A 25,605-nucleotide genomic window follows, 5' to 3' on the forward strand; every position below is an offset into this window, starting at 1 on the left:
TAAATTATTGTTAATTTAGCCCAAATTATTTTACAAATACTGCTTTTTTATGATAAATTAATTATAACATGAATTTCAAAAAACAATATAACCTAATAACTCAAAATTACTAATGAAAGGAAGTCAGTGGCTTGATTAAACCTTATATTTCTCAACCCAAAGGTAGTATGAGTTGGGGTGCATATTCAATTGCATACTATTTATGGGAAACAAACAAATCTCAATGTATAAATGACAGAACTTTTGTTGATAGTATTTACAAAAAAATACAAACTGGTTCCAATAATATGGGTATTCATGAAGCTTGTTCAAGTCCGCAAAAAATATTTAATGAATTAAATGATACATGGCATTCATCTTCCTGCATGTGCATATTATCCACTAGTCCACTTATGCCACTTGCAGAAGGTTTTAAAATATCCGGCATAAATATAGATGTTCTTGATAAAATTAAGTTAAGTGTCAATAAGTATGCGATTATTTTATGTAGTTCAGAAAAATCTGCTAGAGCATTACATTATATACTTATTAAATGCGAGGATAATACCCTTAAAATGTTAAATTCATCAGCTATATATGGTAATGGTATTGATAATGTAGTTTGGGAAAATTTTATTATTGAATCTAATGGTAAAATTACATCGGATAGGTATAATCCATACTTATATGCAGGAGCAGGAATTCTTATAGAATAATTATTATAGGTCTTTAAGCTCCATGTTCTTGAAACTTACTTTGAAAGAGATAACAAATAATCAAAATAGCCTTGTTTATGATACATTTTTAAAGCAAATGGATTTAGTGAAAAAACATCGAGTCGTATTGTTTCTACCCTTTCGCTTTTCAATTTTCTTTCAATATGCTTTAGAGTTAATGCTCCTATGCCTTGATTTTGGAATTTAGGATTTACACACATTCTATGAATTACATTATAAGTTGCATTTTGATATTTCCAATTTCCATTAATATATTGCTCATCGCAATCACTATTCAAGACATATACACAAACGATCTCACCATCAATCTTACTAATATAGCTTTATTACCATTCATTAATAGCATATAAAATTGCAAGCCTAATCTGCTTTAGCAATTCACTCGACAGAGAATCGTATTCTTTATCCATCCCTTTTTCATGTGCCATATAAGGAGGACTATCATTCCAGGAACCCATTGCGCCAAAAACATCGGCAGTACTGGCCGCCTCAAAAATATGCAGATTTTCTTCTGGAAGTTCAGGAAGTGGTATATTATATGCGGAATCTGTATAATCAGAAGAACCTAGCAGAATATCAAAAGCTTTTTGAAATACCCACGCAAAATTATTGCAATCAATCTTGAGAGCTAATTCTTTTATATCAAGTAGAACAGATTTGAACTTCTCGCTATTATTTTGAAAATGCGGCTTTTCTAGAGGAGCATCCTTTAACTCCTTTTCTGTATAAAGAATATTCCACATCTTTTTATAAGAGTCAAATTCCCATTTTGCAAAGAAATACGTAACTTTACCATCTTCAAAAAAACATACAATAGAACTCTGCGCTGTATTTGAAAAGCCTAGAATACTACGATCCTTAACTGTGACAGGCGCAAGTAACTTTAAATCATACATTCCTTTTTTCAAACAATAATCATACCATTCAGATACATTTTTCGCTTTATATTCTTTTGTAACAAACAATTTATTCTGCGGCAAAAACTGAAATTCAATTCTGTTTTCATATTTAAATAGATTATAAGATATTGCTGTCTTTTCCTTTAGTGCTTTTTTTGCCGCCGCAGTAATACAGCAAATCTGATACATTTCACCATTCAACTATTATCATCCCCCTTACTTACTCTTATTTTACCCTTAAATTTCATATAATCAAATTATTTTAGACATGTAATACTCGTCCATATATTCTCTATTAACTAATTTAATAACTTGCATTCCCAACATAAAAAAAGCACCTGCACAATCATGCAGGTGTAATTATATTTATCCGTACCTTTTAATTTATTACAATTAAATATATATCAGTACCTCTCTCAATCTCTACCCTATTTTTTATCAATATCACTTTTAAAATTTCACTTATAATATATGGAACAATAGATAGTTCCATATGAAACTAAAACTATCTACTGCCCATTAATTTCTATATATCAGATCAAACTATAAATCTAAAGCTGCATAGTGACCATGATGAATTGCAGTCATAGCTTTTCCAGGTCTAACGCAGTCACCTATTGCACGGAACTCCATAACCTTATCACTTAAAGCTTTAACTTCGTCAGAACGTGATCTCATACCAACTGCACATAAAATTGTGTCTGCAGGGAATACAAGTTCATTACCATCTTTATCAACTGCTACAACTCCTTCTTTAGTTATAGCTTTTACAGAAGTACTAACTCTTACATCAACACCCTCACGTAATTCTCTAGTTAAGCCCATTTTATGGAATGGATTTGCATCTATTGCAAAATCGTCTCTAGCTTCTATAAGCGTTACTTCTTTATTTTCACGTTTAAAGTGAACTGCTGATTCTGAACCAACAAGACCTGCTCCAATTATAACAACTTTCTTTCCTATGTTAGGTTCATCTTTTGCAAGTTCACTACAGTATACTACTCTTTTATCATCAATACCAGGAATCCTTGGAACAATAGGATAAGCACCTATAGCACAAATTAAAGAATCTGGTTTAATTTCATCTACTAACTTTTCATCTACCTTAGTATTTAAGCGAATTTCAACATTATCATGTTTTTTAAGCTGACGTATTAACCATTTAGAAAATCCATAGTAATTTTTCTTAAAATCAACGTGAGCCTCACAAAGTATCTGTCCACCTAATTCACCACTAGCTTCACAAAGTATTACATTGTGTCCTCTTTCTGCTGCTGTAAGAGCTGCCTGCATACCACCTGGTCCCCCACCAGCAATTAGTACCTTCTTTAATTTAGCTGGAGGTGCTGGAGGCGAAAAGTATAATTCTTCTTCACCTATTACAGGATTTAAAGCACATGCTACATCTCTCGTATTTATAATTGTATCAAAACATACATGACAGCGCATGCACTTTCTAATATCCTCATCACGTCCTTCTTTAACCTTAGTTGGGAAGAATGGATCGACAATAAATGCACGAGCCATTTCTACTACATCTGCTTTACCTGAAGCTATAATTTCTTCTGCTTTATCAGGATCTGAAATAGCTCCTACAACTGCAACAGGAACATGTACATTCTTTTTTATTTCAGCTGCTAATTCAACATTAAGTCCATGAGGATAAAACATATCTGGATGCGTACGTACAAAAGTTTCCTGTACTTCTTGATTTCCAACACTAATATGAAGCATGTCTACATAATCTTGAAGAACCTTAGCAATTTCTACAGCTTCATCTAAACCATAACCACCCTCAAAGAAATCAAGACCATTCATTCTAAACTCGATTGGGAATCCAGGTCCAACTGCTTCTCTAATAGCTTTAAGTATCATTATAGGAAAACGTAATCTATTTTCAAGACTACCACCATATTTATCTTCACGATTATTAGTAGGAGAAAGGAATTGGCTTATTAACCATCCATGACCTCCATGAATCATAAGCATTTCAAAACCCGCTCTTTTAACTAAAGCAGCACCTTTAGCAAAAGCATCTACTAAATCCAAAATCATACCTTCATCCATTTGATGAACAATGGTATTATTGACTATTTCATATATTGGACCGTATGGCTTGTTTTTAGGATGCGGATTCTCTAAATTTGGAACACCTGCATATTTACCCGCGTGAGTTAACTCTATGTTCGGAACACAACCATGACGCTTAATTGTACGTGCTGCATGAGTTAAAGATGGTAAAATTAATGGATTATCTAGTGCAAGTTCCTTAGTATGTCCTCGACCAGAATCAAGTACATTAGACACTCCAATAGTACAATTAGCTGCTCCACCTTTTGCACGTAGCTCAAAGAAAGCAATATTTTCTTGATTTAAAGTCAATTCTGGTGATAATTCCTGCAACGAAATAGGTGCAGAAAACATTCTATTCTTAAAAGTAACATTTCCTAAAGTAATTGATTTACAAAGATTAGGATATTTCAGCTTCATAAAAACTCCTCCTTTAGCATCTATATTTATTTAAAATTAGTATTTTGAATACTACTTTGTTAATTTTTTCTCAGCCTTGTTATAATTATAACGTCGCCTGAAAACATTTTCAAATTCAAAAAAAAGCAATTGTTATTCCAAAAATGAATATTAATTTACTTTGATTTTTTTTTATGTTAATCTTATACCATAAAAAAGTTGTAATAAGGAGGTCTATAAAATGAAAATTGATTTGTTACGTGAATTTATTATACTTTCTAAAAACTTAAATTTTAGTGAAACAGCAAAACAACTGTATATCACACAGTCTGTATTAAGTAAACATATTATTTCATTAGAAAATGAAGTTGGTGCAACTTTATTAACAAGAAATCATCATAATGTGGAATTAACAGAAATAGGCGAACTATTTTTAGTTGAAGCTACAAATATTGTCAATCAATATGACACTAGTATAAAAAGAATTGAATCCAAAATAAAACACCTTGAAAAAGAATTGAAAATTGGATATTTATATGAACACACAAAAAATATTCTTGTACCAGCTGTCCACTCATTTAATATAAATTTTCCAAATATCAAGCTAACACTAATTGCTGGCTTGTACGAAAATCTACCACCACGACTGAAAAGCGGGAGTTTAGATCTAATTCTTACACTTAATTTAGATAAGGATATGTTATCCTGGTGTAATACATATACTTTATATAAAGATGTACTTTGTGCCGCAATGTGTAAAGAACATCCCCTAGCAACACGCCAAAATATTTCGATTAGTGATTTAGCCTCTGAACATATTTTCCTGCCCTCCAATGAAATTTTTAGGGGTTATGGAGCTTTTACAAATAAACTTTTAGGATTAGAATCTTTACACAAAGATATGGTTTTTACATATGAATGCATATATTCTTCATTACTAATTGTTGAGGCAGGTCAGGGAATTGCAATTATACCCAAAATGTTCAAAGCCAATAGAAATAATAATATATGTTTTTTACCATTTAAAGGAGATGAGTACTGCTTTGATGTTGTTGCGGCTTGGCGAAAAACTGATAACAATCCTGCAATAAAAAAATTCATTCATATTTTATCTCTTAATGCATCGTATTAGTTTTTAATTTTTTAAAAATTTTTTACTAATACTACCATCATCCTAATATAAATTGTGTTTCCTAAAAATCACTATCCATATTACTTAACTTTAAATTTCCTATAATTAAATTATTTTGGACATGTAATATTCGTCCATATATTCTCCATGCACATACATGGATTTTCTTTTTGTTCCCTCTACTTCAAAACCGTCTTTTTTGTACAAGCCTAAAGCTCCTTTATTATTACAAAGTACAGTTAATTCAAGCCTTACAAGCTTTTTCTCCAATGCCCACTCATTTAGCCTACTAAAAAGCTTTGTACCAATTCCATAACCGCGATATTTTTCTCTTATACCAACTACTATGTATGCACTGTGCTGTGTCCTTCTTACATTACCTATTTGTGCTGAAATAAATCCTATAATTTCATCTCCAGCTACGGCTAAAAAAAACAAATCATCTCCATCAATGGTCCTATTAATATTTTTCTGAAGTATATCTAAATTCTTAGTTCTTTCCCCTGGTTCATACATCATAAACTTTGTTTCATAATCTAATTTATTCATCATATTCCATAAAGCTTCTGTATCACATTTTTCAACATTTCTAAATATAATATTACCGTTCAAAAATACCACTCCTCACTTATTAATTGTGCCATTTGCAAATCAATATGCATTCTGGCAGCATTTCACCTTTAATAACAGAACTATCCATAATCTCAACCTTCTATCTACAGTGATGTAGGCAATTTATATTTAACTTTTTAACATCCTCTTCCTTTTCAAATAATAAACATCCACCATCATGTTCCCCAGTTAACATTTCATTATCTTTAAGTTTTTTAAACAATTGTGACTTTAAAGCCTCTCTTAAACTATTTCCCTTTAAATTAACATCTGAATATGGTGAAAATGGACATGGTTCTGCTCCCCCCTTAGCATTTATATGAAAAAAACCTCTCCCTGCAGCTAAGCATCCACCTGAATATTTTTCATCACCAGGAAACGATAAAAACACCATGCTTTCAAATACTTTTCTCAATTCTTCCACTTTCTCTGCTAAAATCAGACGTTCCTTATCCGTAGGGGCAAGATTTCTAGTATTTTTAGTTACAGGAACATATTCTACAAATATTAACACTCTTGCTCCCTTATTATAAAGATCCTGTGCAAACTCCTTACTTGTAACAGTTATTATATTTTCAGTTGTTACGGTTACAGAACCTCCAAATAGGATTCCCTTTTTAGTTAGACTATTCATTGCAATCATTATTGAATTATAAGTGCCTTCTCCCCTTCTACTATCTGTTTGATTCTTATATCCTTCAATACTTATCATTGGCACAAGATTTCTATTTTTATCAAATAAGTTTATATAATCTTCATCTAGCATAGTTCCATTTGTGAAGATTGGGAAAACTATTTCTTTAACAGAGGATGCTTTTTCAATAACCCCTCTTCTCATAAGCGGCTCTCCCCCTAATAATAATAGAAACGAAATTCCTATTTTCTTCGCTTCATTAAAGATTTCTCCCCATCTCTCTTCTGACATCTCACTAAGTTTTAAGTTATCTCCACATGATTTATTAGCTCTTGCATAACACCCTTTACAATGTAAATTACAATTACTAGAAATGCTTCCCATTAAAAGCGGTGGTATATGCTCTCCTTTGTTTTCTAACATATGCCTTTTGTTTTTTGCATCCTTTACTGATAACATATACTTTATTACAAATGCAGCTTCCTTTGGATTTTTCATAGATGCTTTTAAAACATTCTTTACTATATTTTCAATACCTTCACTCATATATTCCGATAAGTTAAATTCCTTATTCATTTTATTTGCCCCCAAAAACTCTTTATTTTAAAAGTAAATCTAGTTGAATATCAATAAACCTATCTCTTTCTTCTTTAATATTAATATCAATATCGCTAAAAGATTTAAATTCGTCTGCTCTATAAAATACTAATTGCATAAATGAAATTAATTGATATGAAATAATTTTGCACTCCTCATCACTTTTACTTCCCTTAAAACATTCTTTAACTAAAGGAAGTATTTCAATAGTTTCAGTAAATTCTCCCTTTAATAAAATATACGGCATCATTTCCTTTGTATATTTTTTATAATGAACAACTATATCACTTATACGAATTAAAAAATATTTAAGCTTATCTTTTGGCGACTTTACATCATTTTTCATATCTTGAAAATAAGTATTTGCAGCATCTCCTATTAATTTATTTGCAGCAATATTTATTAATTCATCTTTAGATGCAAAATGATAATTTATTGTTGATAAATTTACTTTTGCTCTTTCTGTTATCTTTCTCGATGTTATTTCTGAAACATCGTCACACTCTTGCAATAATTCCATTACTGATTTTATTAATTGATTTTTGGTATTATTAGATTTATCCAATTTATCGCCTCATTTTCAAACATGTTTGATACATGTTTGATTATAAACCTTTTATCATAATATAACAATATATGAAAATTATATTTAATAAATTTTATATAAAAATAACTCTCATCTAAGGCATTAAGCCTAAGATGAGAGTAAGTTTACATTTCGCATATTAATAAAGTAGTTTCTTTGTCTACCCTATTAAGTTATTTAACATATCCCATATATTAATCATTTCCTTATTAACATAAACTTTACATCAAAATAACTTATTTGTGTGCAGCCTTTAAAAAATAAGGATTAACGTACCTTCCCTTTTTAACTGTTCCTTTGCCATATTGTATTGCTTTTTTAGGGCAGCAGTTAATGCAGGCTAGACATTGAGAACACTCACCACTCCAATGTGGTTTCCCTTTTTCTAATGTTATTATATTTGAATTACATACCTTTGCACATTTTCCACAAGATATGCAGTCATCTGTTGCATAAAACTTTGATGCGTTTATGCCGTATTTCTCAAAAAGAGGATTGATTACATTAGTTAAAATCCATGGCGCAGATCCCTTTTCTACTTCAAATACACTTTGTCTTTTTTCTTTTATAACCTCGTTTATCTTTTCTATATCATTTTTAGCGTTTTGAAGTTTTTTTCTTTCTACTTCTTTCGAATCTGCATCACCAAATATTATATAATTATTTGGCATAACAATTGAAAATCCGCTGTTTAAAGTCATTCCTTTATTGCTAAGTTCTTTTTTTATTAATTCCATTGTATTTCCTATGTTAGCGCCGCAGGTAGCTACTGAAAAAATGTAGTTATTCTTATAGTTATTAAACTTAACTTTTTTAATAAATTCCTTTACTATCTTAGGAGGTGCCCATGCATAAATTGGGTATACAAATCCAAGCACTTCTTCGTCCTTTAAAGTAAACTCTAATTCTTTTCCCTCATTAATTAATTTAGAAATAGAAATTATTATATCATTATTTGCCTTTGCAATTTCATTTGCTGTATACCAAGAATTACCTGTTCCCGTAAAATAAAAGATCATATATTCTACTCTCCTTTAATTTTCTTTATAAATTCTATATATTTATTTTAACTTATAATTAATAAATATTAAAACTATATATTAATTACTTTCAATATATTTATATGTTATGGCTAAGTGTTGTTTTTTACTATCAGCCATAACATAATTTTTAAAGATAATCATATAGCATACTTCATACTTTTAGTTACATATTAATAGTATTTATAAATTTGCTAGATATTTACCTACATGACGGCCAAATGTCATGGATCTTCCTGCTGCAACCCCTGGAGTTAGTTCTGGATAAGAATATGCAAAGAAACCACCACTATCATTTCCAACTGCAAATAGACCTTTAATTGGTTCCATATTTTTATCTAATATCTGCATATTTGTATTAATTCTCAGTCCATCTAATGTACACAATAAATTTCCTCCAACCGTTATACCATAAAATGGTACCTTAGCAATTGGTCTCATACGAAAAGCTGCCTTTCGAAAATCTTTATCCTCTCCCTTTTCACATAGCTCATTATAATGTGTTATAGTTGCCTTTAAAGTTTCAGGAGGAAGCATTAATTTTTGAGCAAGCTCTTCAATTGTGTTTGCCTGCTGCATATAACCATCTTTTAATAATTTTTCATTCATTACCTCTATAATTTTTGTATTAAAATTACATGGATGTTTTTCATTATCTTTAGGAAGTACAACTCGTGAACAACCAATTGTATGAAATTTAAGCACATCTTCCATCCAATTTGAATCGAATATAGAGCACCATACTTTGCCTGGCTGCATACTAGCAGCATGTACACAAAAATCATATGGAACTGATTCATTTGTATAACGCTCACCAAATTTATTTACTTTAAGAAATGGCTGGCTACCTAGCCAAAACATTTTACCTTCAAATGGTTCTCCCGCTTCTTTTCCTGGTTTTACTGCCCCTCTATCAAAGATCATAACAGTTGGAATAGGATCCATTAAAGCTCCTATTTCTTTAACAACTTTAATTTCATCTCCCGTTACGCCCGGAGTTAATGGAAATGATGTTATATTAGATGCAGCAGTTGGATTTAATCCCTTTAATAACTTTAGCACCATTTTGGGCTGCTGTTAAGGCTGTAATAATGCCTACAGTACCTCCACCACATACAACTATTTCTGTTTCAATTGTCTTTGTAATTGTTAGTTCTTTATTTTCTATTCTCTTATTCATAAAAATGCCTCCTATATTAATATTTTTACTTTTTCTAAAAGCATAAAATTTCTATTACATTTATCACCTCTCTTTATATGTAGATATCTACATATAATTTCAAATAAAAAGAGTGCACAAATTCACACTCAATAGTTTTACAATTTTTCAAGGCAGCATAGTACTTTTTGTAAAAGTTCCTTAAGAATTCTCTGCTCTTCTTTTGTCATATTATTATCAAGTATAGACTCAACGGATTCTTTTTTACGATTGTTGAATTTTTTCATAACAGTTATTTCCTTTTGTGTTATAACAACATTTTTATATCTTCTATTTTCTTCGTCTTTAAAACGCCTTATCATATCTTTTTCTTCAAGTCTTTTAGCCAAATCAATTACAGAAGTGTGCTTAATTTTTAAATACTCAGCCAAATTATCACCTCATGTAGATATCTACATTGTAGATTAATTGCTTTTTTACTTTTGTCAAGTATATATTACATATTAATACAGCTTCTACAAATATTCATTTTTGTTTTAAAACTCTAGATGATATAATTCAATACATAGTATAACCTTAAATTAACCAATTCCACATGGAGGTGTAAATTGAAAACTAACGATAAATGTACCACCAAAAGCATTTTATTTCACTGGCACAGTTTTAAATTTAAGTTAATTTTTGAAGGTATCATTATAGGTATTATTACTGGACTAGTTATTGTTTTATATCGTTATATTATTGAGATTTTACTCAAATATGTGTTTCACATTTATAGTATCATAGAAAAAAATCCAGTATTAATTCTACCATGGATTATATTTTTAATATTGATAGGTTATTTAGTTGGCTTGCTCATTAAATTTTTACCTAATATTCGCGGAAGTGGTATACCACAAGTTGAGGGTATTTTGCTTGGAAAACTTGATATGAACTGGCTGAAAATATTACTAGGTAAATTTTTTGGCGGAATACTTTCAATAGGTTCGGGACTCTCCCTTGGTAGAGAAGGTCCATCAATACAATTAGGCGGTGCAATTGGTCAAGGCTTTAGTAGAATATTTAAACGTATAAAAATAGAAGAAAAATATCTTATTACAAGTGGAGCAAGTGCTGGGCTAGCTGCTGCCTTTAATGCCCCTTTATCTGGTGCACTCTTTGCATTAGAAGAGGTTCATAAAAACTTTTCACCTTTGATATTACTTTCCGCATTATCAGCTGCACTATCAGCCGACTTTGTGTCCAGCAGTTTTTTTGGTTTAAAACCTGTTCTTAGCTTTAATGGCCTACATATACTACCACTAAAGTACTATATCTACATAATTCCTTTAGGCATTATAATTGGAATTTCTGGAGTAGTATTTAATAAAGTGCTATTAAAGACACAAACTTTATATCAAAAACAAACCTGGCTACGTAAAGAATTTAAGATTATAATACCAATGCTTTTTTCCGTTATTATTGGTATTTTTCTACCCCAAGCTTTAGGTGGCGGTAATGGTCTTATATCTTCATTAACTGCAAACAAATTCTCTTTAATAACCTTACTTATCATAGTAATAGTAAAATTTATTTTTACTATGGCGTGCTACGGTTCTGGTGCTCCCGGTGGAATTTTCCTTCCGCTTCTTGCTATTGGTGCTTTAGTAGGAAATATATATGGGGTATTCGTTGTTGATATTTTTCATTTTAACAATGCCTATATTAATAATTTTATAATATTTGCAATGGCAGGTTATTTCACAGCTGTAGTAAGGGCTCCAATAACAGGTACAATCTTAATAACTGAACTTACAGGTTCTTTAGGTCACTTGCTCTCTTTATCTGTTATGTCTCTTATTGCATATATAATTGCAGATATTTTGGAATGTAAGCCAATTTATGAATCCCTATTTGAAAATTTTCTCCATAATCAAGATAAAAAATCTCCTACGAGCAATAAAAAAGGTAAATCAATTTTGGAATTTGTAATATGTATGGGATCTATTTTAGATAGCAAACAAGTAAAAGAAATCAATTGGCCAAAAGACTGTCTATTAGTTGCCGTTAAAAGAGGTGAAAATGAAATAATACCAACAGGTGACACCATTATTTTTTCAGGTGACTATTTGATTGTTCTTACTAACGAGCGTAGTGTACCTAAAATAAACGACATAATTTCCAACATGGCAGGTAATAACATTTAATAAATTAATAATAATTTGTCACTAAAATACATACTATAAAATCACATTGACTTGAAGCTGAAGCTAGTATATAATTCACATAATTAAAATTTTTAAGAGGTGTTTACTATGACTGAATCTATAAGCTTTGGTTCAATATTAATAATTTCTATACTTGCATTCATAACCCCCTTAATTATATCTTCAATAAAAAAGATTAAAATACCATTTGTAGTTGGAGAAATATTCGTTGGACTCATAGTTGGTAAAAGTGGTTTTAACATCGTGCATAGCGATATATGGATAGTCTTTTTATCAAACTTAGGTCTGGCATACTTAATGTTCTTAAGTGGACTTGAAATTGACTTCTCAATGTTTAAAGAAAATAAAGAGAGTTTTAAAATTTTGCGCACCTGTATACTGATGTTTTTTGCTTCATTAATTACAGCCTTTGCATTTTCATTTATTTTAGTTAAACTCCATATAATAAAAAATTTGTATTTTTCAACTTTTCTTTTAACTGCAACAGCGCCAGGTTTTTTAGTACCTGTACTTAAGGAAAAAGACTTATTAAAATCCACCTATGGTCAAACTATGCTTATTTTTTCATTGTTATGTGAATTCATATGTCTTATTTCATTAACATTAATTTCTTCTATAATTAAAGAGGGAATAAACTACAAGAGCTTTTTATTTATTTTTATATTTGCAGCTGCATTTTTAATATATTTCTTTATTAAAAAAAGTTACAAACGTATATTTCTTAAAATAGAAACTTTAAATGGTCTTCATATAGAAGTCAGAGCCGCCTTTGCAGTAATCCTTTTATTAGTTTTTCTATCACATAAAACTGGAACAGAAATAGTATTAGGAGCATTTTTAGCTGGAGTAATTTTTTCTTTGATTTCTGGAAGAACGAGAGGAAATTTAAATGAAGAACTTGACATAATCGGATATGGACTTTTAATACCAATATTTTTTATAGAAGTTGGTGTCAATCTTAACATAGGCAACATAATTACAAACTTAAAACTCATGGCTATGATTCCATTAATGCTTGTAATTTTTTATGTTATAAAATTAGTATCTTCATTACTTTTATATAACATGTTTAATTTTAACAAAATGATATCATCTTCATTCTTACTTGCAAGCCAGCTTAGTCTTATGATTGTTGGATGTCAAATTGCTTATAATTTAAATGTAATAAATCAGCAAATATATTCTCTTCTTATAATGACCACTATATTATCATGTTTTTTATTTCCTGTAGTTTTTGATAAAATTTTTATTTATGATATTAATGAAAATAAAGAAAACTTAGGCATAGAAAGTATATCAGTACGTGAACTTGTACTTAATAACGAAAAGCTGTGCAATAAAAAATTAAAGGAAATAAATTTTCCAAAAAACTCAAGAATATTTATGATTATACGTGATAATAAAGAAATACTGCCAAATGGAGAAACTGTTCTCAAACAAGGTGACATACTAATACTTGGTGGGATAAAACATTATGAAAAAGAAACATTAGAGCTGATTTGCGGCGAAAAAAATTGCGTTATAAAATAATAAAATAGACCAGCATCCTATTGAAAACATTATATGGCGCTGGTCTATATAAATTACATTCTTATATTTATTTAATACTACTGTGGAGTAACACTAAAATATAATGAATTTCCAAAACTAGTATCTCTTATTGACTTTTTAATTACAGAACAAGCCTTTTCAGTATCTTCTAATTTACTTTCAAAAAAAAGCTTTAAGCCTTGTTTTTTTACATATTTAAAGGGTTTATCATTATCTACTTCAATATCCTCAACAACTTTTATTACATCGTTTTGCTTTAAAGCACAATTCACTATTATCATGTCCATTTTCCTCCCTTAATTTCACTATTGTAATATACATATCCATTTTAAATTATAACATCTATATAATATGTTTTCAATTTTTTCATAAAACCTCCATAGTAAACTTAGTTTATATTTTAAGCTGCAATACTTGCCATATTTAAAATTTCCACTTTATTTTAAAATTTTATGTAAACGAATTTATTATTAACATATAAACTAATTAGTGGTATAATGAATGTAAGTAAAATATTTTACAGGTTGGGAGTTTTAAGCATGGGAAGAAGTTATGAAATAATAACTATTGGCACAAAACTTAAAAACTTAAGGCAAAAATACAATGTGAGGCAAGACGACCTGACAGGCGGTGAAATAACTAGAAACCTTATAAGTCAAATAGAACATGATAAGGCAAATCTCACTAAAAATGCTGCTGAAATTATATTAAAAAACTTAAATAAAATTTGCGATAAAAAACATATATCAGTTGATGAAAGCATAGAATATTTAATGGAAGATGAAAAATCGCAAGCTACTAAAATATTGGACAAATACATAAAAGAACTTAAAGATCTTACAGTATATAAAGATGGTAGTTTTGTTAGTAAATTAAATGCAGCTGAAAAATTTTTAATTACATGGGACTTTAATGATAAAAAAATCTCAATATTTGAATTAGCTGGAGATTATTTTTGCAGTATCAATGATTTTTATAAAAGTTCAATGTACTATGAAAAAGCTAAATCTTTAATAAATATGGACATGTCTATTAATAATACAATTCCTATTTTGAGAAAACTATCAATGGTATACTTTTATATGGGTAAATATGAAGATGATATAAAATGCTGTGATTTTTCAATAAATCATTTTAACAATATGGATGAAGAATATTATTGTATTTTCCTTTATAATAGTGCATTATGCTATATAAACTTAAAACAATATGATCTAGCTTTAGAAAGATTTAATAAAATTGAACCTATATTAGAAAAAATTGATATGAACAAATATTACGATGTACTTATTCAAAAAGCTGTTTGTTTTGCAGACCTTAAACAATACAAAAAGAGCTTAAATTTATATTATAAAGTAATAGATTTTATTAAAGAAAATAATCCTGAAAAATACATTATAATTTTAATTAATTTATCTGATATTTACATAGATCTTTCTGATTATGATAAAGCAAGAGAAAATTTGGACTTAATGCTCAAGAACAGAAAGTATCTAAATGAAGATTTTGTTTACTTACCTGAGGTTTATTCAGAAATAGGTAAACTATACAAAAAACTAAATGAATACGAAAATTCAGAAGAATATTATTTACAAGCTTTAAAATATACAAAAAAATCAATGCGATATTATTTGGAATATGATATTTTATCTAAATTAGTAGACATATACACATGTACTAATAATCATGAAAAAGTTTTAGATACCATGAATGAGTTTTTTATTCTTTCAGGTAAAGAAGGAAAAATTAATTCATCTATTAAATATAAATTAATAGAATTTTATTTAAACACAGAAGACATACAAGCACTTAAAGAAATGTATAATTTCTGTAAAAAATTTGGGTAAAGTATATTACGAAAGGATGATTTAGCATGTTTTTAAAAAAGCATAAACTTATACTCTTCAGCTTACTTTTAGGAGTATTATTTACAGGGATGTTATTTTCATTAAATTCCCCGATTATTTCACAAGTACCTCTTTGGGCTTGGTAAATATGATAGCGTTACATTTTTATTCTATTTATTGATATTTTATTGTACATAAAAATGCCAGGCAATACCTTATTACCTGGCTAATTTTTTCTATTATTTTATAACTCCAACTATGTTCATAAGTTTCTCGCCTTTAGCAAATCTATCCAGATTATCAATACTTATATTAACAATTTTTCTCAAAGTCTCATCAAGATGAAAACTGCCTGATATATGAGGTGTAATAATAGCTCCTGGCATATCCCACAATCTGTCTTCAAAAGGTAGAGGCTCAGGTTCTGTTACATCAAGTCCTGCCCCACTTATAATTCTATGTTCAAGGGCCTCGCACAAATCATCAGTATATATGGCGCTTCCCCTACCCACATTTAAAATGACCGCACTTTTCTTCATCAATTTAAACTTATCCATATTAAATAGATGGTGAGTAGCCTTAGTTCCTGGAAGAGATAACGCTACTATATCTACTTTAGGTAAGATTTCATCTAAGTGTTCCATTGTAAATAGTTCATCAAGATATTCTGGCTTTTTAGCTATATTTCTTTTAATACCTATTGTGTAACTTCCTAAAGCCTTCATTTTTCTAGCAAAATTTCCTCCAATATCACCAAGTCCAACCACTAATGTTGTACTTCCTTCTATTGATGTAACGCTTCCTTCATCTCGCCACTCATGCTTTTTCTGATTTAAATAATATAAATTTAATTTCTTTTTAATTTCAAACAGCATGCCAAGCATATGTTCAGATATGGCAAGACCATATGCACCTCTTGCATTGGTAAGCTGTGCTCCCTCAGGAATCACTCCCCCATCAGAATATCCTTCTGTACCTACACTATTTAGCTGTAACCACTTGAGCTTTTTGCTACCTTTCACATATTTAGCTGGTACATTTCCAATAATTATATCAGCACTTTTTACAACTTCTTCACTAACTTTACTCTTAGCTATAAAAATATATTCTGCTTCTGGCATTTTTGACTTAAGTTTTTCTTTTTCATCCTTATTTAATGGAATAACAACTAAAATCTTCATTTGATATCACCTCTAAGATTATTATAACAATTCATCTTAAATCTTTTCACAAATATAATTATATATTTTTTGTCTTCATTGCTCTCATAGAATTTAGCACTGCAATTAATGTTACTCCAACATCTCCAAATACAGCTTCCCACATAGTACCTAAACCTAAGGCTATAATTACTAACAGAACAACCTTAACACCTAAAGCAAATATTATATTCTGCATTACTATTTTTCTTGTGTTTTTCGCTATCTTTATAGCTGAAGCAATTTTAGAAGGTTCATCAGTCATTAAAACTACATCCGCAGCTTCAATAGCAGCATCCGAGCCTACTCCTCCCATTGCTATACCAATATCAGCCCTAGCTAAAACTGGTGCATCATTTATTCCATCACCAACAAACACTAATTTTCCCTTTGATGTCTTCTCTTTATCAAGTAATTCTAGCTTTTCAACTTTTTCATCTGGAAGTAATTCAGCATGAACTTCATCTAGGCCTAATTCTTCAGCTACCTTAGCTCCAACTACTTTGTTATCACCTGTTAGCATTACTGTTTTCTTAACTCCAATGTTTTTTAAATCCTTTATGGCCTTTTTAGAATCATCTTTTACTTCATCAGATATAACTATATATCCTGCATACTTCTTATCCATGGCAACATGAACTACTGTCTCTATAGTTTTAGTTTCATCATATTCTATATTTTCTTCATTCATTAATTTATAGTTACCTGCCAGCACTTCTTTGCCCTTAACTACTACTTTCACACCATGTCCAGATATTTCATAATAATTTTTTATTAAACTCTTGTCTACTTCTTTATCATAAGCATTCAATATTGAAACTGCTATTGGGTGGTTAGAATAACTTTCTGCATAAGCTGCATAAGCTATAAGATCATCCTTTGAAATATCATCTTGATTTTTCACTTCTGTTACCTTAAATACTCCTTTTGTAAGTGTTCCTGTCTTATCAAATACCACAATTTCAACATTGTTTAAAGCTTCTAAATAATTACCACCTTTAACAAGTATTCCGTTTCTTGAAGCTCCGCCTATTCCTCCAAAGAAGCCAAGTGGTATGGAAACAACTAAGGCACAAGGGCACGATACTACTAAAAATGATAATGCTCTATAAATCCACTGTGAAAAGGTAGCACTTCCTGTAAAAAGAGGCGGTATTATAGCTAAAGCTAAAGCTGAAAAAACAACAACAGGTGTATAATACCTAGCAAACTTAGTAATAAATTTTTCCGTTTCTGCTTTTTTACTGCTTGCATTTTCAACTAAATCCAATATCTTTGAAATAGTAGAATCACCAAATCCCTTTTGCACTTCAATTGTTAAAAGTCCATTTTTGTTAATAACTCCACTTAAAATATTATCCCCTACACTTACCTTTCTAGGAACTGACTCACCCGTTAGGGCCGAAGTATCTATCATTGAATTACCTTCAAGCACTTTACCATCCAGTGGAACTTTTTCTCCCGGTTTTACAATTATAATATTTCCTACACTAACTTCTTCTGGGGATACCTTTTTAACATCATCACCTACTTTTAAATTAGCAAAGTCAGGTCTTATATCCATAAGTGAAGTAATAGATTTTCTTGAACGATTAACTGCAATTCCCTGAAACATTTCTCCAAGTTCATAGAAAAGCATAACAGCTACACCTTCTGGATACTGTCCAATAGCAAAAGCGCCAATAGTTGCTACACTCATAAGAAAATTTTCATCAAATACTTGCCCTTTGCTTATATTTTTTAATGCTGTTAATACTACTTCGCCACCAGCAAGTACATAACTTATTAAATAAAGTATTAATTCTACAGAATTTGAAAACTTTCCTATGGTAGCTATCCCAAAAAGTGAAGCTGCAATAACTAACCTAATTATTTCATTTTTATTACTTTCTCCATTCTCATGTTCATGCCCATGTTCGATAATTTTCTCTTTTGAGGCATTATTTTTATTTCCAATTTCAATAACTTTAACTTCAGGCTCTATTTTTACAATACTTTTAGATATTTCTGAAATAAATTCTTGTACATTATTTACTTTACCAATTTCTACAGTTAAAGTTTTAGTTAAGAAATTTACATTTGCCGAACTTACTCCTTTAGTTTTACTAACCTGTTTTTCTATCTTAGCTGCACAATTAGCACAGTCTAATCCCTGAAGAAGAAACTTTTTCACTATACTTTCACTGCTAATCCTATTAGATTTAATATTAGCATTTGGGTTCACTAATTTAATATTTGAGTTTACTAATTTTAAATTACTCTTATTTAAATTCTTAATTTGTTTTTCCATGTTTCCCCTCCCAATTACTATTTATAAATTTCATTATTTACGGCCATCAATTTTTTATCAAACATATGAACATGTGAATTATTGTTCATATGTTCATTATATGCAAATACCTTAAAATTGTCAATTATAATTTACATAAATTTTACCTTTATATTTTAAAAAGTTTTTTATAGATAAATTCTTTATCATGCAAAACTATTATCAGTTTAATTTTAAATTTAATTTAATTTAAAAAGACATTAAAATGTCATTGACAACTTATAAATTTAGTACTAAAATTTATAAGGTATTTATTTGTAAACAAGGTATTTGTATGATAGGTGCTCATTAAAAGTACTTTGTTGTAATTATATTGCCTAAAATGAAACAAATTGTAATGTAAGTCATGCTTTTATAATTTGTAAATATTTTTTCCGGGGGGGAAATAGCGAATGAAAAAAATTATATCAATACTAATGATCTTAGTATTAACACCTGCAATATTAGTTGGATGCAAGCCTAAAATCAAAGCAGATGAATCTGCCAAAATTTTATCTAATTTTATTGTAAAGAATGATACTTCTGAAATATCAAAATTGGGAGATACAAAAAGCAGTTTATATACATCAACTAATACGCAAAAAAACAAATTTAAAAAAGAATTTAAAGATGAGATTAAAAAGTCAATAGGTATAGGAGTAGATGATACTACTGCTGATGAACTTTATAATTCTTATTACAAAGCATTAAAAAGAGTAAATATAACTACAAGTATCGTTTCTGAAAATGATGAAACAGCCGAAGTAAAAGTTAAAACAAACTATATAGATGTAAAACAAATTATTTTAAACTCAATAAGTGATACCATGGATGAAAACCTTGATAATGAAAATGATTTTTCTGATAAAGATGCAATTTGTAAGAAATACATAAATAGTATTATAGATCAATTAAATAAAGCTAAACCATCTAGAAAATCTAAGGAAAATACCTTTAAGTTTGTAGTAAAAGATCATGTTTGGGTTCCACAAGATGAACATAAATATGTTGATGGTGTTATTGATTTAGCACAAGGTGGACTTGCAGCGGATTTATCAAAATTAAAAATGGCACCTGATAAATCTGCCGAAATGTGGTTTAATTTCTTTGTAAAAAGTGACGACTCAGGATCAAGTAAAATATTAATGAATTTCACAGGAAAAGATTTTACTGACAAGCTAGATAAAATGAAAGAAAAGGCATTTAGTAAAGGAATAAAGAGTTCTGCTTCAGATATAACAATAAGTGACGATGACTGTAGCAAAATTTATTCTGCATATAAAAACGCCATAAAAAATATTAACGTTACAACAGAAACAACTTCTAAAACCGATGATACTGCATTAGTTAATGTTAAAACTAATTATATAGACGTTGAAAGCATTTCTCAAAAAGCAGCTTCGGAGGCAATTTCAGATGTTCAAGCAATGAATTTAACAGACGAAAATCAAGCAAAAAATGAGGCAATAAAATCATTTATAAATCATCTTGAAAATGACCTAAATACTGCTAAACCAGGAGCTGAAACAAAGGAGCAATCCTTTAATTTTGATTCATCAAATGGAATATGGGTACCAGAAAATGGTTATGATTTTGGAAATCAATCCGAAACCATGATTTCAGGCCAATAAAAACATTCTTTAAAATTTAATATACTGGTTTTAAAAGAAAAGAATTGGGATCTTTATAAAAATCCCAATTCTTTTCTTTTAAAATACATTGCTGCCATAGCCCTTTAATATTTAACTTCACAATCACTTACATCATTTTTTACAAAAGAAACTAAACTATTTATTGCACACCTAACCATACTGGTAACTGCTGCATCAGTATAAAAAGCCATATGTTGTGTCATAATTACATTAGGAAATTGTCTTAAATATGCCATGTCCCTATTACTAATAATATCAGTACGTCTATCTAAATGATAAATCCCTTCTTCGTTTTCTACCACATCTAGACCCAATGCCCCTATTTTACTTTTTTCAATTCCATCAATTAAATCAGGCAAATGCATTAATTGTCCTCTGGCGCAGTTAATTAAAACCACACCATCTTTCATCTTGTTTATATTCTCACTATTTATAATATGATAAGTCTCCTCATTTAAAGGTGTGTGAAGAGTTATAATATCGCTTTCCTTATATATTGTATCTAAGTCCACATAAGACACTTTTTCTTTTATGCTTTCATTAACAAATTTATCGTATGCTAAAATTCTGCATTTAAATCCCTGTAAGCATTCAATTACTGCTGCTCCTATCTTACCAGTTCCTATAACTCCTACAGTTAAATCCTTCATTTCTTTTCCTTTAAGTCCTATGAGAGAATAATCATTTACATTTCCTCTAAACATTGCCTGTTTATAATTTCTTATACACATTAGCATAAGCATTACTGTATACTCCGCAACACCATTAGGAGCATAATGAGCATTACTAATCTTTATGCCATTACTTTTAGCATACTTAACATCTATGTGATTATATCCAATAGTTCTAGTAGCTATATATTTTATATTAATTTCCTTTAATTTATCTATAATAGATTTATTAATTTGGCTCTGCCCTAAAGTCGTCACTCCATCGCAACCTTCAGCTAAACAAACAGTATTTTCATTTAACGTCTCTTCTACTAAAACAATTTCTACATTTAATTTTCTTGATATTTCTTCAAAATCTTTTCTTTCATCTTCTCTAGTTTCATACGATATAAATTTCATAATGTACCCCTCTTAATATATTTTTTATTCTATTATAGCATTGACTTAACTTTGAATCTATTTCATAAGATTGTCTATACAAATTTATTTTTTCAAGCCTTTAAATAAATTCACGCTAACTACAATTATATTCAATATTTTTATTTTAAACGAAACATATTTTCAAATTATATGATATCTAATATTAATTTCTGAAAACTAACTCCAATATATTTAGAAATTGTTTACATATATAAATTTATCTTATATAATTTTCTTAAAATCAAGTTTAGGAGGAGATATGATGAAAACATTTCCTAAGAATTTTTTATGGGGCGGTGCAGTAGCCGCAAATCAATGTGAAGGTGCATGGCTTGAGGATGGGAAAAAACCAGATATTACTGATGTCATGGTAGGCATAAGTACAGATGCTGATCATCCAGGCCTTAAATGGAATAAAAGTACAAAAAAGTGGGAAATGGCATTAAAGCCAGATAAAAAGTATTTAAGTCATGAAGCAATAGATTTTTATCACCGCTATAAAGAGGATTTAAAGTTAATGGCTGGAATGGGTTTTAATGCATTCAGAACAAGTATTTCATGGGGAAGAATATATCCAAATGGAACTGAAGATAAGCCTAACGAAGCAGGATTAAAATATTATGATGATTTATTTGATACTATGCTTAAGCTCAGAATGGAACCCGTTGTAACTTTAAGTCATTACGAAACTCCATTATATTTGCTTACAGAATATGGTGGATGGACAAATAGAAAGTTAATATCTATTTGGGAAAAATACGTTAGGACTGTTTTTAAACACTATAAGGGTAAGGTAAAATACTGGTTAACCTTTAATGAAATTAATAACATTTTTAAAATGCCATTCGCAGCAGGTGGCCTATTAGATATCGATCCTGAAGACACAAACGAACCTATCAAAGGTTTAACTTTGAAAGAAAAATATCAGGCATGTCATTATACTTTCGTGGCAAATGCACTAGCAGTAAAAGCATGTCACGAAATTGACCCTGAAGCAAAAATTGGATGCATGCTTTCTATGTCTTCATGTGCTACATATCCTGCTACATGTAATCCAGACGATGTTATGGGAGCACTTCAATTTAGAAGAAAAAATCTTTTCTTTGGCGACGTAATGTGTAGGGGTGAATATCCTGGATATGTAAAGCGCATATGGAGAGAAAATGACTGTGCGCCTGTTATAGATGATGGGGATTTAGAATTAATCAAAAAATATACTGTAGACATAATGTCCTTTAGCTACTACAGATCTTCTGTATATAAATCAGGAGTAAAAATGGGCGGAGATACCGGCGGTGCAGTTGGAACAGATAATCCTTATTTAGAGGGAAAATCACCAGAGCCTTGGAGCTGGCCTATTGATCCTAAAGGCATAAGGTATGTATGCAATGAATTAACTGATAGATATCAGCTCCCACTATTTATTGTAGAAAACGGAATAGGTCTTGATGAAAATTTAGATGGATCAGGAAAAATTAACGATCCTGAGAGAATTAAATATGTAGAAGCACATTTAAAACAAATCTATGAAGCAATACTAGATGGCTGCAACATTATGGGATATTTATACTGGGGTCCTATTGATGTTGTTTCTGCTGGAACAGGCGAAATGAAAAAGCGTTATGGTTTTGTATATGTAGACAGATTTAATAACGGAGAAGGCTCATATAAAAGAGTTATCAAAAACTCATATTACCGTTATAAAGAAATCATAGAGACAAATGGTGGCTGCATATTAAACTAAATATATATAAAATAAAAAGGAATATATCACAAAATGTATGCTCCCTTGTAGGTAGACAGGTAAAATAATAAAAAACTTGTCACTTAAAAGAGGGCATATCAATTAATTAAGAAATATTAGTTTGGCAGCCTTTTACTTACTCTAATATTTTATTACGTATTAAAAGTCTTCAAAAATTTTTTTGCTAAAGGAGATAAATAGCGTTTTTTGCTCCATATAATAGCTGTTTGTGTTACTAAATATTTTTCATTAATCTCCTTATATTTAAAATCAATATTAGGTACAGCATTAAGCCAATCTTTAGGGACAACAGCTACTCCCATACCTGTATTAGCCCATAGAAGTATTGATCTTGCATCATTAATTCTACAGATTATTCTAGGCTCAAAACCAGCTCTTTTACAAGCATTTATAATATCTTTTTCATATCTAAAATTCACCAATAGTGGCCTATCATAAAGTTCAATAATATCTATAGTCTTCTTATTTTCCTTCCAATCCTCGTCATTACAATATACAGCTACCATAGATTCTTCATGTAAATATGCAGCTTCAACGTCCATGGAATTTAAGGGAGTTCTTACTATCCCTATATCTATCATTCCTTTTTCTAACAATTGTAGTATTTCATTTGTATGCCTTTCCCTTATAGTAAAATTTATATTAGGATATGTTTTATGAAATTCATTAACCCTCTTAAGTAATAATGTATCTACCTCTGCTGTTATACTTCCAATGGCAAGTGTTCCTATTACGCCTTTATTAATATTTCTAAGTTCTTTAACAGTATCCTGTGTAAACTCAATAATTTGCTCTCCGCGTTTTTGTAAAGTTTTCCCTGCCTCTGTTATTTGAAACTTTCTAGTAGTTCTGTCTATTAATTTAACATTCAGCTCTTCTTCGAGCAGTTTTAATTGCAAACTTAAATGAGGTTGAGTTATGTGCAATTTTTCAGATGCCTTTGTAATATTTCCCTCTTTAGCAATCTCAAGAAAATAACTTAATTGTTTTATATCCATAATACTCCCACCTATATTTATATATTAAATATATATATATCATAATAACTAACTATTTTTTGTATAAATACTTTTTTGTTATTATTGTATTGAAATAATATTTCATCATACATTCAAAAAAAGTTGAAACAGAAAGGGTGAACAGACATGGTTATTTTAAATTCTCTACAAAGTGTATTAAGTATTATATTAATGTTGTCAATAGGCTATTTTTTTAGCCATAAAGGATGGTTTAACAATGAAACTTCAAAACTTTTTTCTAAAGTTGTAATAAATATAGCAGTACCCTGTTATATGGTATCAAATCTATTAACAACATATACAAAAGATAAACTTATTCAATTTGCTTCCGGCGTATTTGTACCTTTTGCTTCAATAATTATATGCTACATTTTAGGAATTATATTAGCAAAAATATTTAATATTCCATCTAACAAAAGAGGAATTTTTGTTTCAACTTTATCAATAGCTAATACCCTCTTTGTAGGCTTACCCGTTAATACATCACTCTTTGGAAATAAAAGCCTTCCTTTCGTCTTTATTTATTTTTTAGGTAACATAAGCTTATTCTGGACTATAGGGGCTTTCTGTTTAGCCAAAGATGGTGGAGATAAAAAAGTACATCTTTTTTCAAGTGAAAATCTTAAAAATCTTTTTTCTCCACCTTTATGCGGATTCATTGCTGCTATAATTCTCATTCTCCTTCAAATAACCTTGCCAAAATGTGTAATGGATACCTGCAAGTACATGGGGAATTTAGTTACCCCATTATCAATGTTATACATAGGTATAATTATATATAACATTGATATTAAAGAAATAAAATGGGACAAATCCTTGACACTGATTACAATTGGACGTTTTATAGTTTCCCCTCTAATAGTTTTCTTAATGTGTTCTTTCCTGCATCTACCCATACTAATGGAAAAAGTTTTTATTATACAATCTGGTATGCCTGCAATGTCAATCACTTCTGTTTTATCTGAAGCCAGCGGAGGAGACTATAAATATGCTGCTGTAGTCACAACTATGACAACTCTTGCAACATTAATTTTTATTCCTATTTATATAGTACTTTTAAGTAACCTTTAGATAATTCATGTTCTTTCTCATATATTGAAAAGCTGCGAAGCTTAAACTATA

23 protein-coding genes are annotated in these 25,605 nt (G+C 29.7%); 8 read left to right on the forward strand and 15 right to left on the reverse strand.

Going from position 1 to position 25,605, the window contains the following annotated elements; translation table 11 throughout:
* Positions 1-131: 131 nt before the first annotated feature.
* Positions 132-695, forward strand: a complete 564-nt coding sequence (locus BEE63_RS03910; RefSeq protein ID WP_242874669.1) for a hypothetical protein — start codon at positions 132-134, stop codon at positions 693-695.
* Positions 696-730: 35 nt separating this feature from the next.
* Here the strand turns inward: BEE63_RS03910 and BEE63_RS03915 are convergent, their stop codons facing one another.
* The 3 genes from BEE63_RS03915 to BEE63_RS03925 form a co-directional block, all read right to left on the reverse strand.
* The gene (locus BEE63_RS03915) at positions 731-994 is read right to left on the reverse strand and encodes a GNAT family N-acetyltransferase (protein ID WP_242874671.1); all 264 of its coding nucleotides are present in this window, start codon (positions 992-994) and stop codon (positions 731-733) included.
* A 48-nt stretch (positions 995-1,042) separates the two neighbouring features.
* Complete coding sequence (locus BEE63_RS22060; RefSeq protein WP_066020139.1) at positions 1,043-1,816, reverse strand: hypothetical protein; 774 nt, start codon at positions 1,814-1,816, stop codon at positions 1,043-1,045.
* Between the two features lie 342 nt (positions 1,817-2,158).
* On the reverse strand, positions 2,159-4,105 hold the full coding sequence (locus BEE63_RS03925) for an FAD-dependent oxidoreductase (protein WP_066020140.1): 1,947 nt from the start codon (positions 4,103-4,105) through the stop codon (positions 2,159-2,161).
* 220 nt (positions 4,106-4,325) lie between these two features.
* On the opposite strand from BEE63_RS03925, the gene BEE63_RS03930 reads away from it, so the two are divergent.
* On the forward strand, positions 4,326-5,216 hold the full coding sequence (locus BEE63_RS03930; RefSeq protein WP_066020141.1) for a LysR family transcriptional regulator: 891 nt from the start codon (positions 4,326-4,328) through the stop codon (positions 5,214-5,216).
* Positions 5,217-5,321: 105 nt separating this feature from the next.
* Here the strand turns inward: BEE63_RS03930 and BEE63_RS03935 are convergent, their stop codons facing one another.
* From BEE63_RS03935 to BEE63_RS03960, 7 genes are all read right to left on the reverse strand, one after another.
* Entirely contained in the window at positions 5,322-5,828 is a 507-nt protein-coding gene (locus tag BEE63_RS03935; protein ID WP_175400824.1) for a GNAT family N-acetyltransferase, read from the reverse strand.
* A gap of 100 nt (positions 5,829-5,928) precedes the next feature.
* Positions 5,929-7,038 carry a radical SAM protein gene (locus BEE63_RS03940; RefSeq protein ID WP_066020142.1) on the reverse strand — a complete coding sequence of 370 codons (1,110 nt, stop codon included), beginning with the start codon at positions 7,036-7,038 and terminating at the stop codon, positions 5,929-5,931.
* Positions 7,039-7,060: 22 nt separating this feature from the next.
* Positions 7,061-7,624, reverse strand: coding sequence for a TetR/AcrR family transcriptional regulator (locus BEE63_RS03945; RefSeq protein WP_066020143.1), 564 nt, complete (start codon positions 7,622-7,624; stop codon positions 7,061-7,063).
* Between the two features lie 257 nt (positions 7,625-7,881).
* Positions 7,882-8,664, reverse strand: coding sequence for an EFR1 family ferrodoxin (locus BEE63_RS03950; RefSeq protein WP_066020144.1), 783 nt, complete (start codon positions 8,662-8,664; stop codon positions 7,882-7,884).
* Between the two features lie 204 nt (positions 8,665-8,868).
* Positions 8,869-9,750 (reverse strand): FAD-binding protein, encoded by an 882-nt coding sequence (locus tag BEE63_RS03955; protein WP_066020145.1) that lies wholly within the window; start codon positions 9,748-9,750, stop codon positions 8,869-8,871.
* Positions 9,704-9,865, reverse strand: coding sequence for a hypothetical protein (locus BEE63_RS21560; protein ID WP_157797093.1), 162 nt, complete (start codon positions 9,863-9,865; stop codon positions 9,704-9,706). The genes BEE63_RS03955 and BEE63_RS21560 overlap by 47 nt, the downstream gene beginning before the upstream one ends.
* Positions 9,866-10,002: 137 nt before the next feature.
* Positions 10,003-10,275 carry a MarR family winged helix-turn-helix transcriptional regulator gene (locus BEE63_RS03960; protein ID WP_066020146.1) on the reverse strand — a complete coding sequence of 91 codons (273 nt, stop codon included), beginning with the start codon at positions 10,273-10,275 and terminating at the stop codon, positions 10,003-10,005.
* A gap of 177 nt (positions 10,276-10,452) precedes the next feature.
* Between BEE63_RS03960 and BEE63_RS03965 the strand changes: the two genes are divergently transcribed.
* Together BEE63_RS03965 and BEE63_RS03970 are read left to right on the forward strand one after the other, a co-directional pair.
* Positions 10,453-12,030, forward strand: a complete 1,578-nt coding sequence (locus tag BEE63_RS03965) for a ClC family H(+)/Cl(-) exchange transporter (protein ID WP_066020147.1) — start codon at positions 10,453-10,455, stop codon at positions 12,028-12,030.
* A gap of 108 nt (positions 12,031-12,138) precedes the next feature.
* Complete coding sequence (locus BEE63_RS03970; protein WP_066020148.1) at positions 12,139-13,581, forward strand: cation:proton antiporter; 1,443 nt, start codon at positions 12,139-12,141, stop codon at positions 13,579-13,581.
* Positions 13,582-13,658: 77 nt separating this feature from the next.
* On the opposite strand, the gene BEE63_RS03975 is transcribed toward BEE63_RS03970, so the two are convergent.
* Positions 13,659-13,883: a hypothetical protein gene (locus tag BEE63_RS03975; protein ID WP_066020149.1), complete on the reverse strand. Its 225-nt coding sequence runs from the start codon at positions 13,881-13,883 to the stop codon at positions 13,659-13,661.
* A 258-nt stretch (positions 13,884-14,141) separates the two neighbouring features.
* Between BEE63_RS03975 and BEE63_RS03980 the strand changes: the two genes are divergently transcribed.
* Positions 14,142-15,449: a helix-turn-helix domain-containing protein gene (locus BEE63_RS03980; RefSeq protein ID WP_066020150.1), complete on the forward strand. Its 1,308-nt coding sequence runs from the start codon at positions 14,142-14,144 to the stop codon at positions 15,447-15,449.
* Between the two features lie 239 nt (positions 15,450-15,688).
* On the opposite strand, the gene BEE63_RS03985 is transcribed toward BEE63_RS03980, so the two are convergent.
* On the reverse strand, positions 15,689-16,630 hold the full coding sequence (locus tag BEE63_RS03985; RefSeq protein ID WP_066020151.1) for a D-2-hydroxyacid dehydrogenase: 942 nt from the start codon (positions 16,628-16,630) through the stop codon (positions 15,689-15,691).
* A gap of 58 nt (positions 16,631-16,688) precedes the next feature.
* Positions 16,689-18,938: a heavy metal translocating P-type ATPase gene (locus tag BEE63_RS03990; RefSeq protein ID WP_066020152.1), complete on the reverse strand. Its 2,250-nt coding sequence runs from the start codon at positions 18,936-18,938 to the stop codon at positions 16,689-16,691.
* 431 nt (positions 18,939-19,369) lie between these two features.
* Between BEE63_RS03990 and BEE63_RS03995 the strand changes: the two genes are divergently transcribed.
* Positions 19,370-20,587: a DUF5105 domain-containing protein gene (locus BEE63_RS03995; protein ID WP_066020153.1), complete on the forward strand. Its 1,218-nt coding sequence runs from the start codon at positions 19,370-19,372 to the stop codon at positions 20,585-20,587.
* 104 nt (positions 20,588-20,691) lie between these two features.
* Here BEE63_RS03995 and BEE63_RS04000 read toward each other — a convergent pair whose 3' ends face one another.
* Positions 20,692-21,678, reverse strand: a complete 987-nt coding sequence (locus BEE63_RS04000; RefSeq protein ID WP_066020154.1) for a D-isomer specific 2-hydroxyacid dehydrogenase family protein — start codon at positions 21,676-21,678, stop codon at positions 20,692-20,694.
* Between the two features lie 280 nt (positions 21,679-21,958).
* Here BEE63_RS04000 and BEE63_RS04005 point away from each other — a divergent pair, with 280 nt between their 5' ends.
* Positions 21,959-23,443, forward strand: a complete 1,485-nt coding sequence (locus tag BEE63_RS04005) for a glycoside hydrolase family 1 protein (RefSeq protein WP_278286404.1) — start codon at positions 21,959-21,961, stop codon at positions 23,441-23,443.
* Positions 23,444-23,595: 152 nt separating this feature from the next.
* On the opposite strand, the gene BEE63_RS04010 is transcribed toward BEE63_RS04005, so the two are convergent.
* Positions 23,596-24,462 (reverse strand): LysR substrate-binding domain-containing protein, encoded by an 867-nt coding sequence (locus BEE63_RS04010; protein ID WP_066020156.1) that lies wholly within the window; start codon positions 24,460-24,462, stop codon positions 23,596-23,598.
* 147 nt (positions 24,463-24,609) lie between these two features.
* On the opposite strand from BEE63_RS04010, the gene BEE63_RS04015 reads away from it, so the two are divergent.
* Complete coding sequence (locus BEE63_RS04015) at positions 24,610-25,554, forward strand: AEC family transporter (RefSeq protein ID WP_066020157.1); 945 nt, start codon at positions 24,610-24,612, stop codon at positions 25,552-25,554.
* Positions 25,555-25,605 lie beyond the last annotated feature (51 nt).

It is taken from the genome of Clostridium pasteurianum, assembly GCF_001705235.1.
GTDB classification, from domain to species: domain Bacteria; phylum Bacillota; class Clostridia; order Clostridiales; family Clostridiaceae; genus Clostridium_S; species Clostridium_S pasteurianum_A.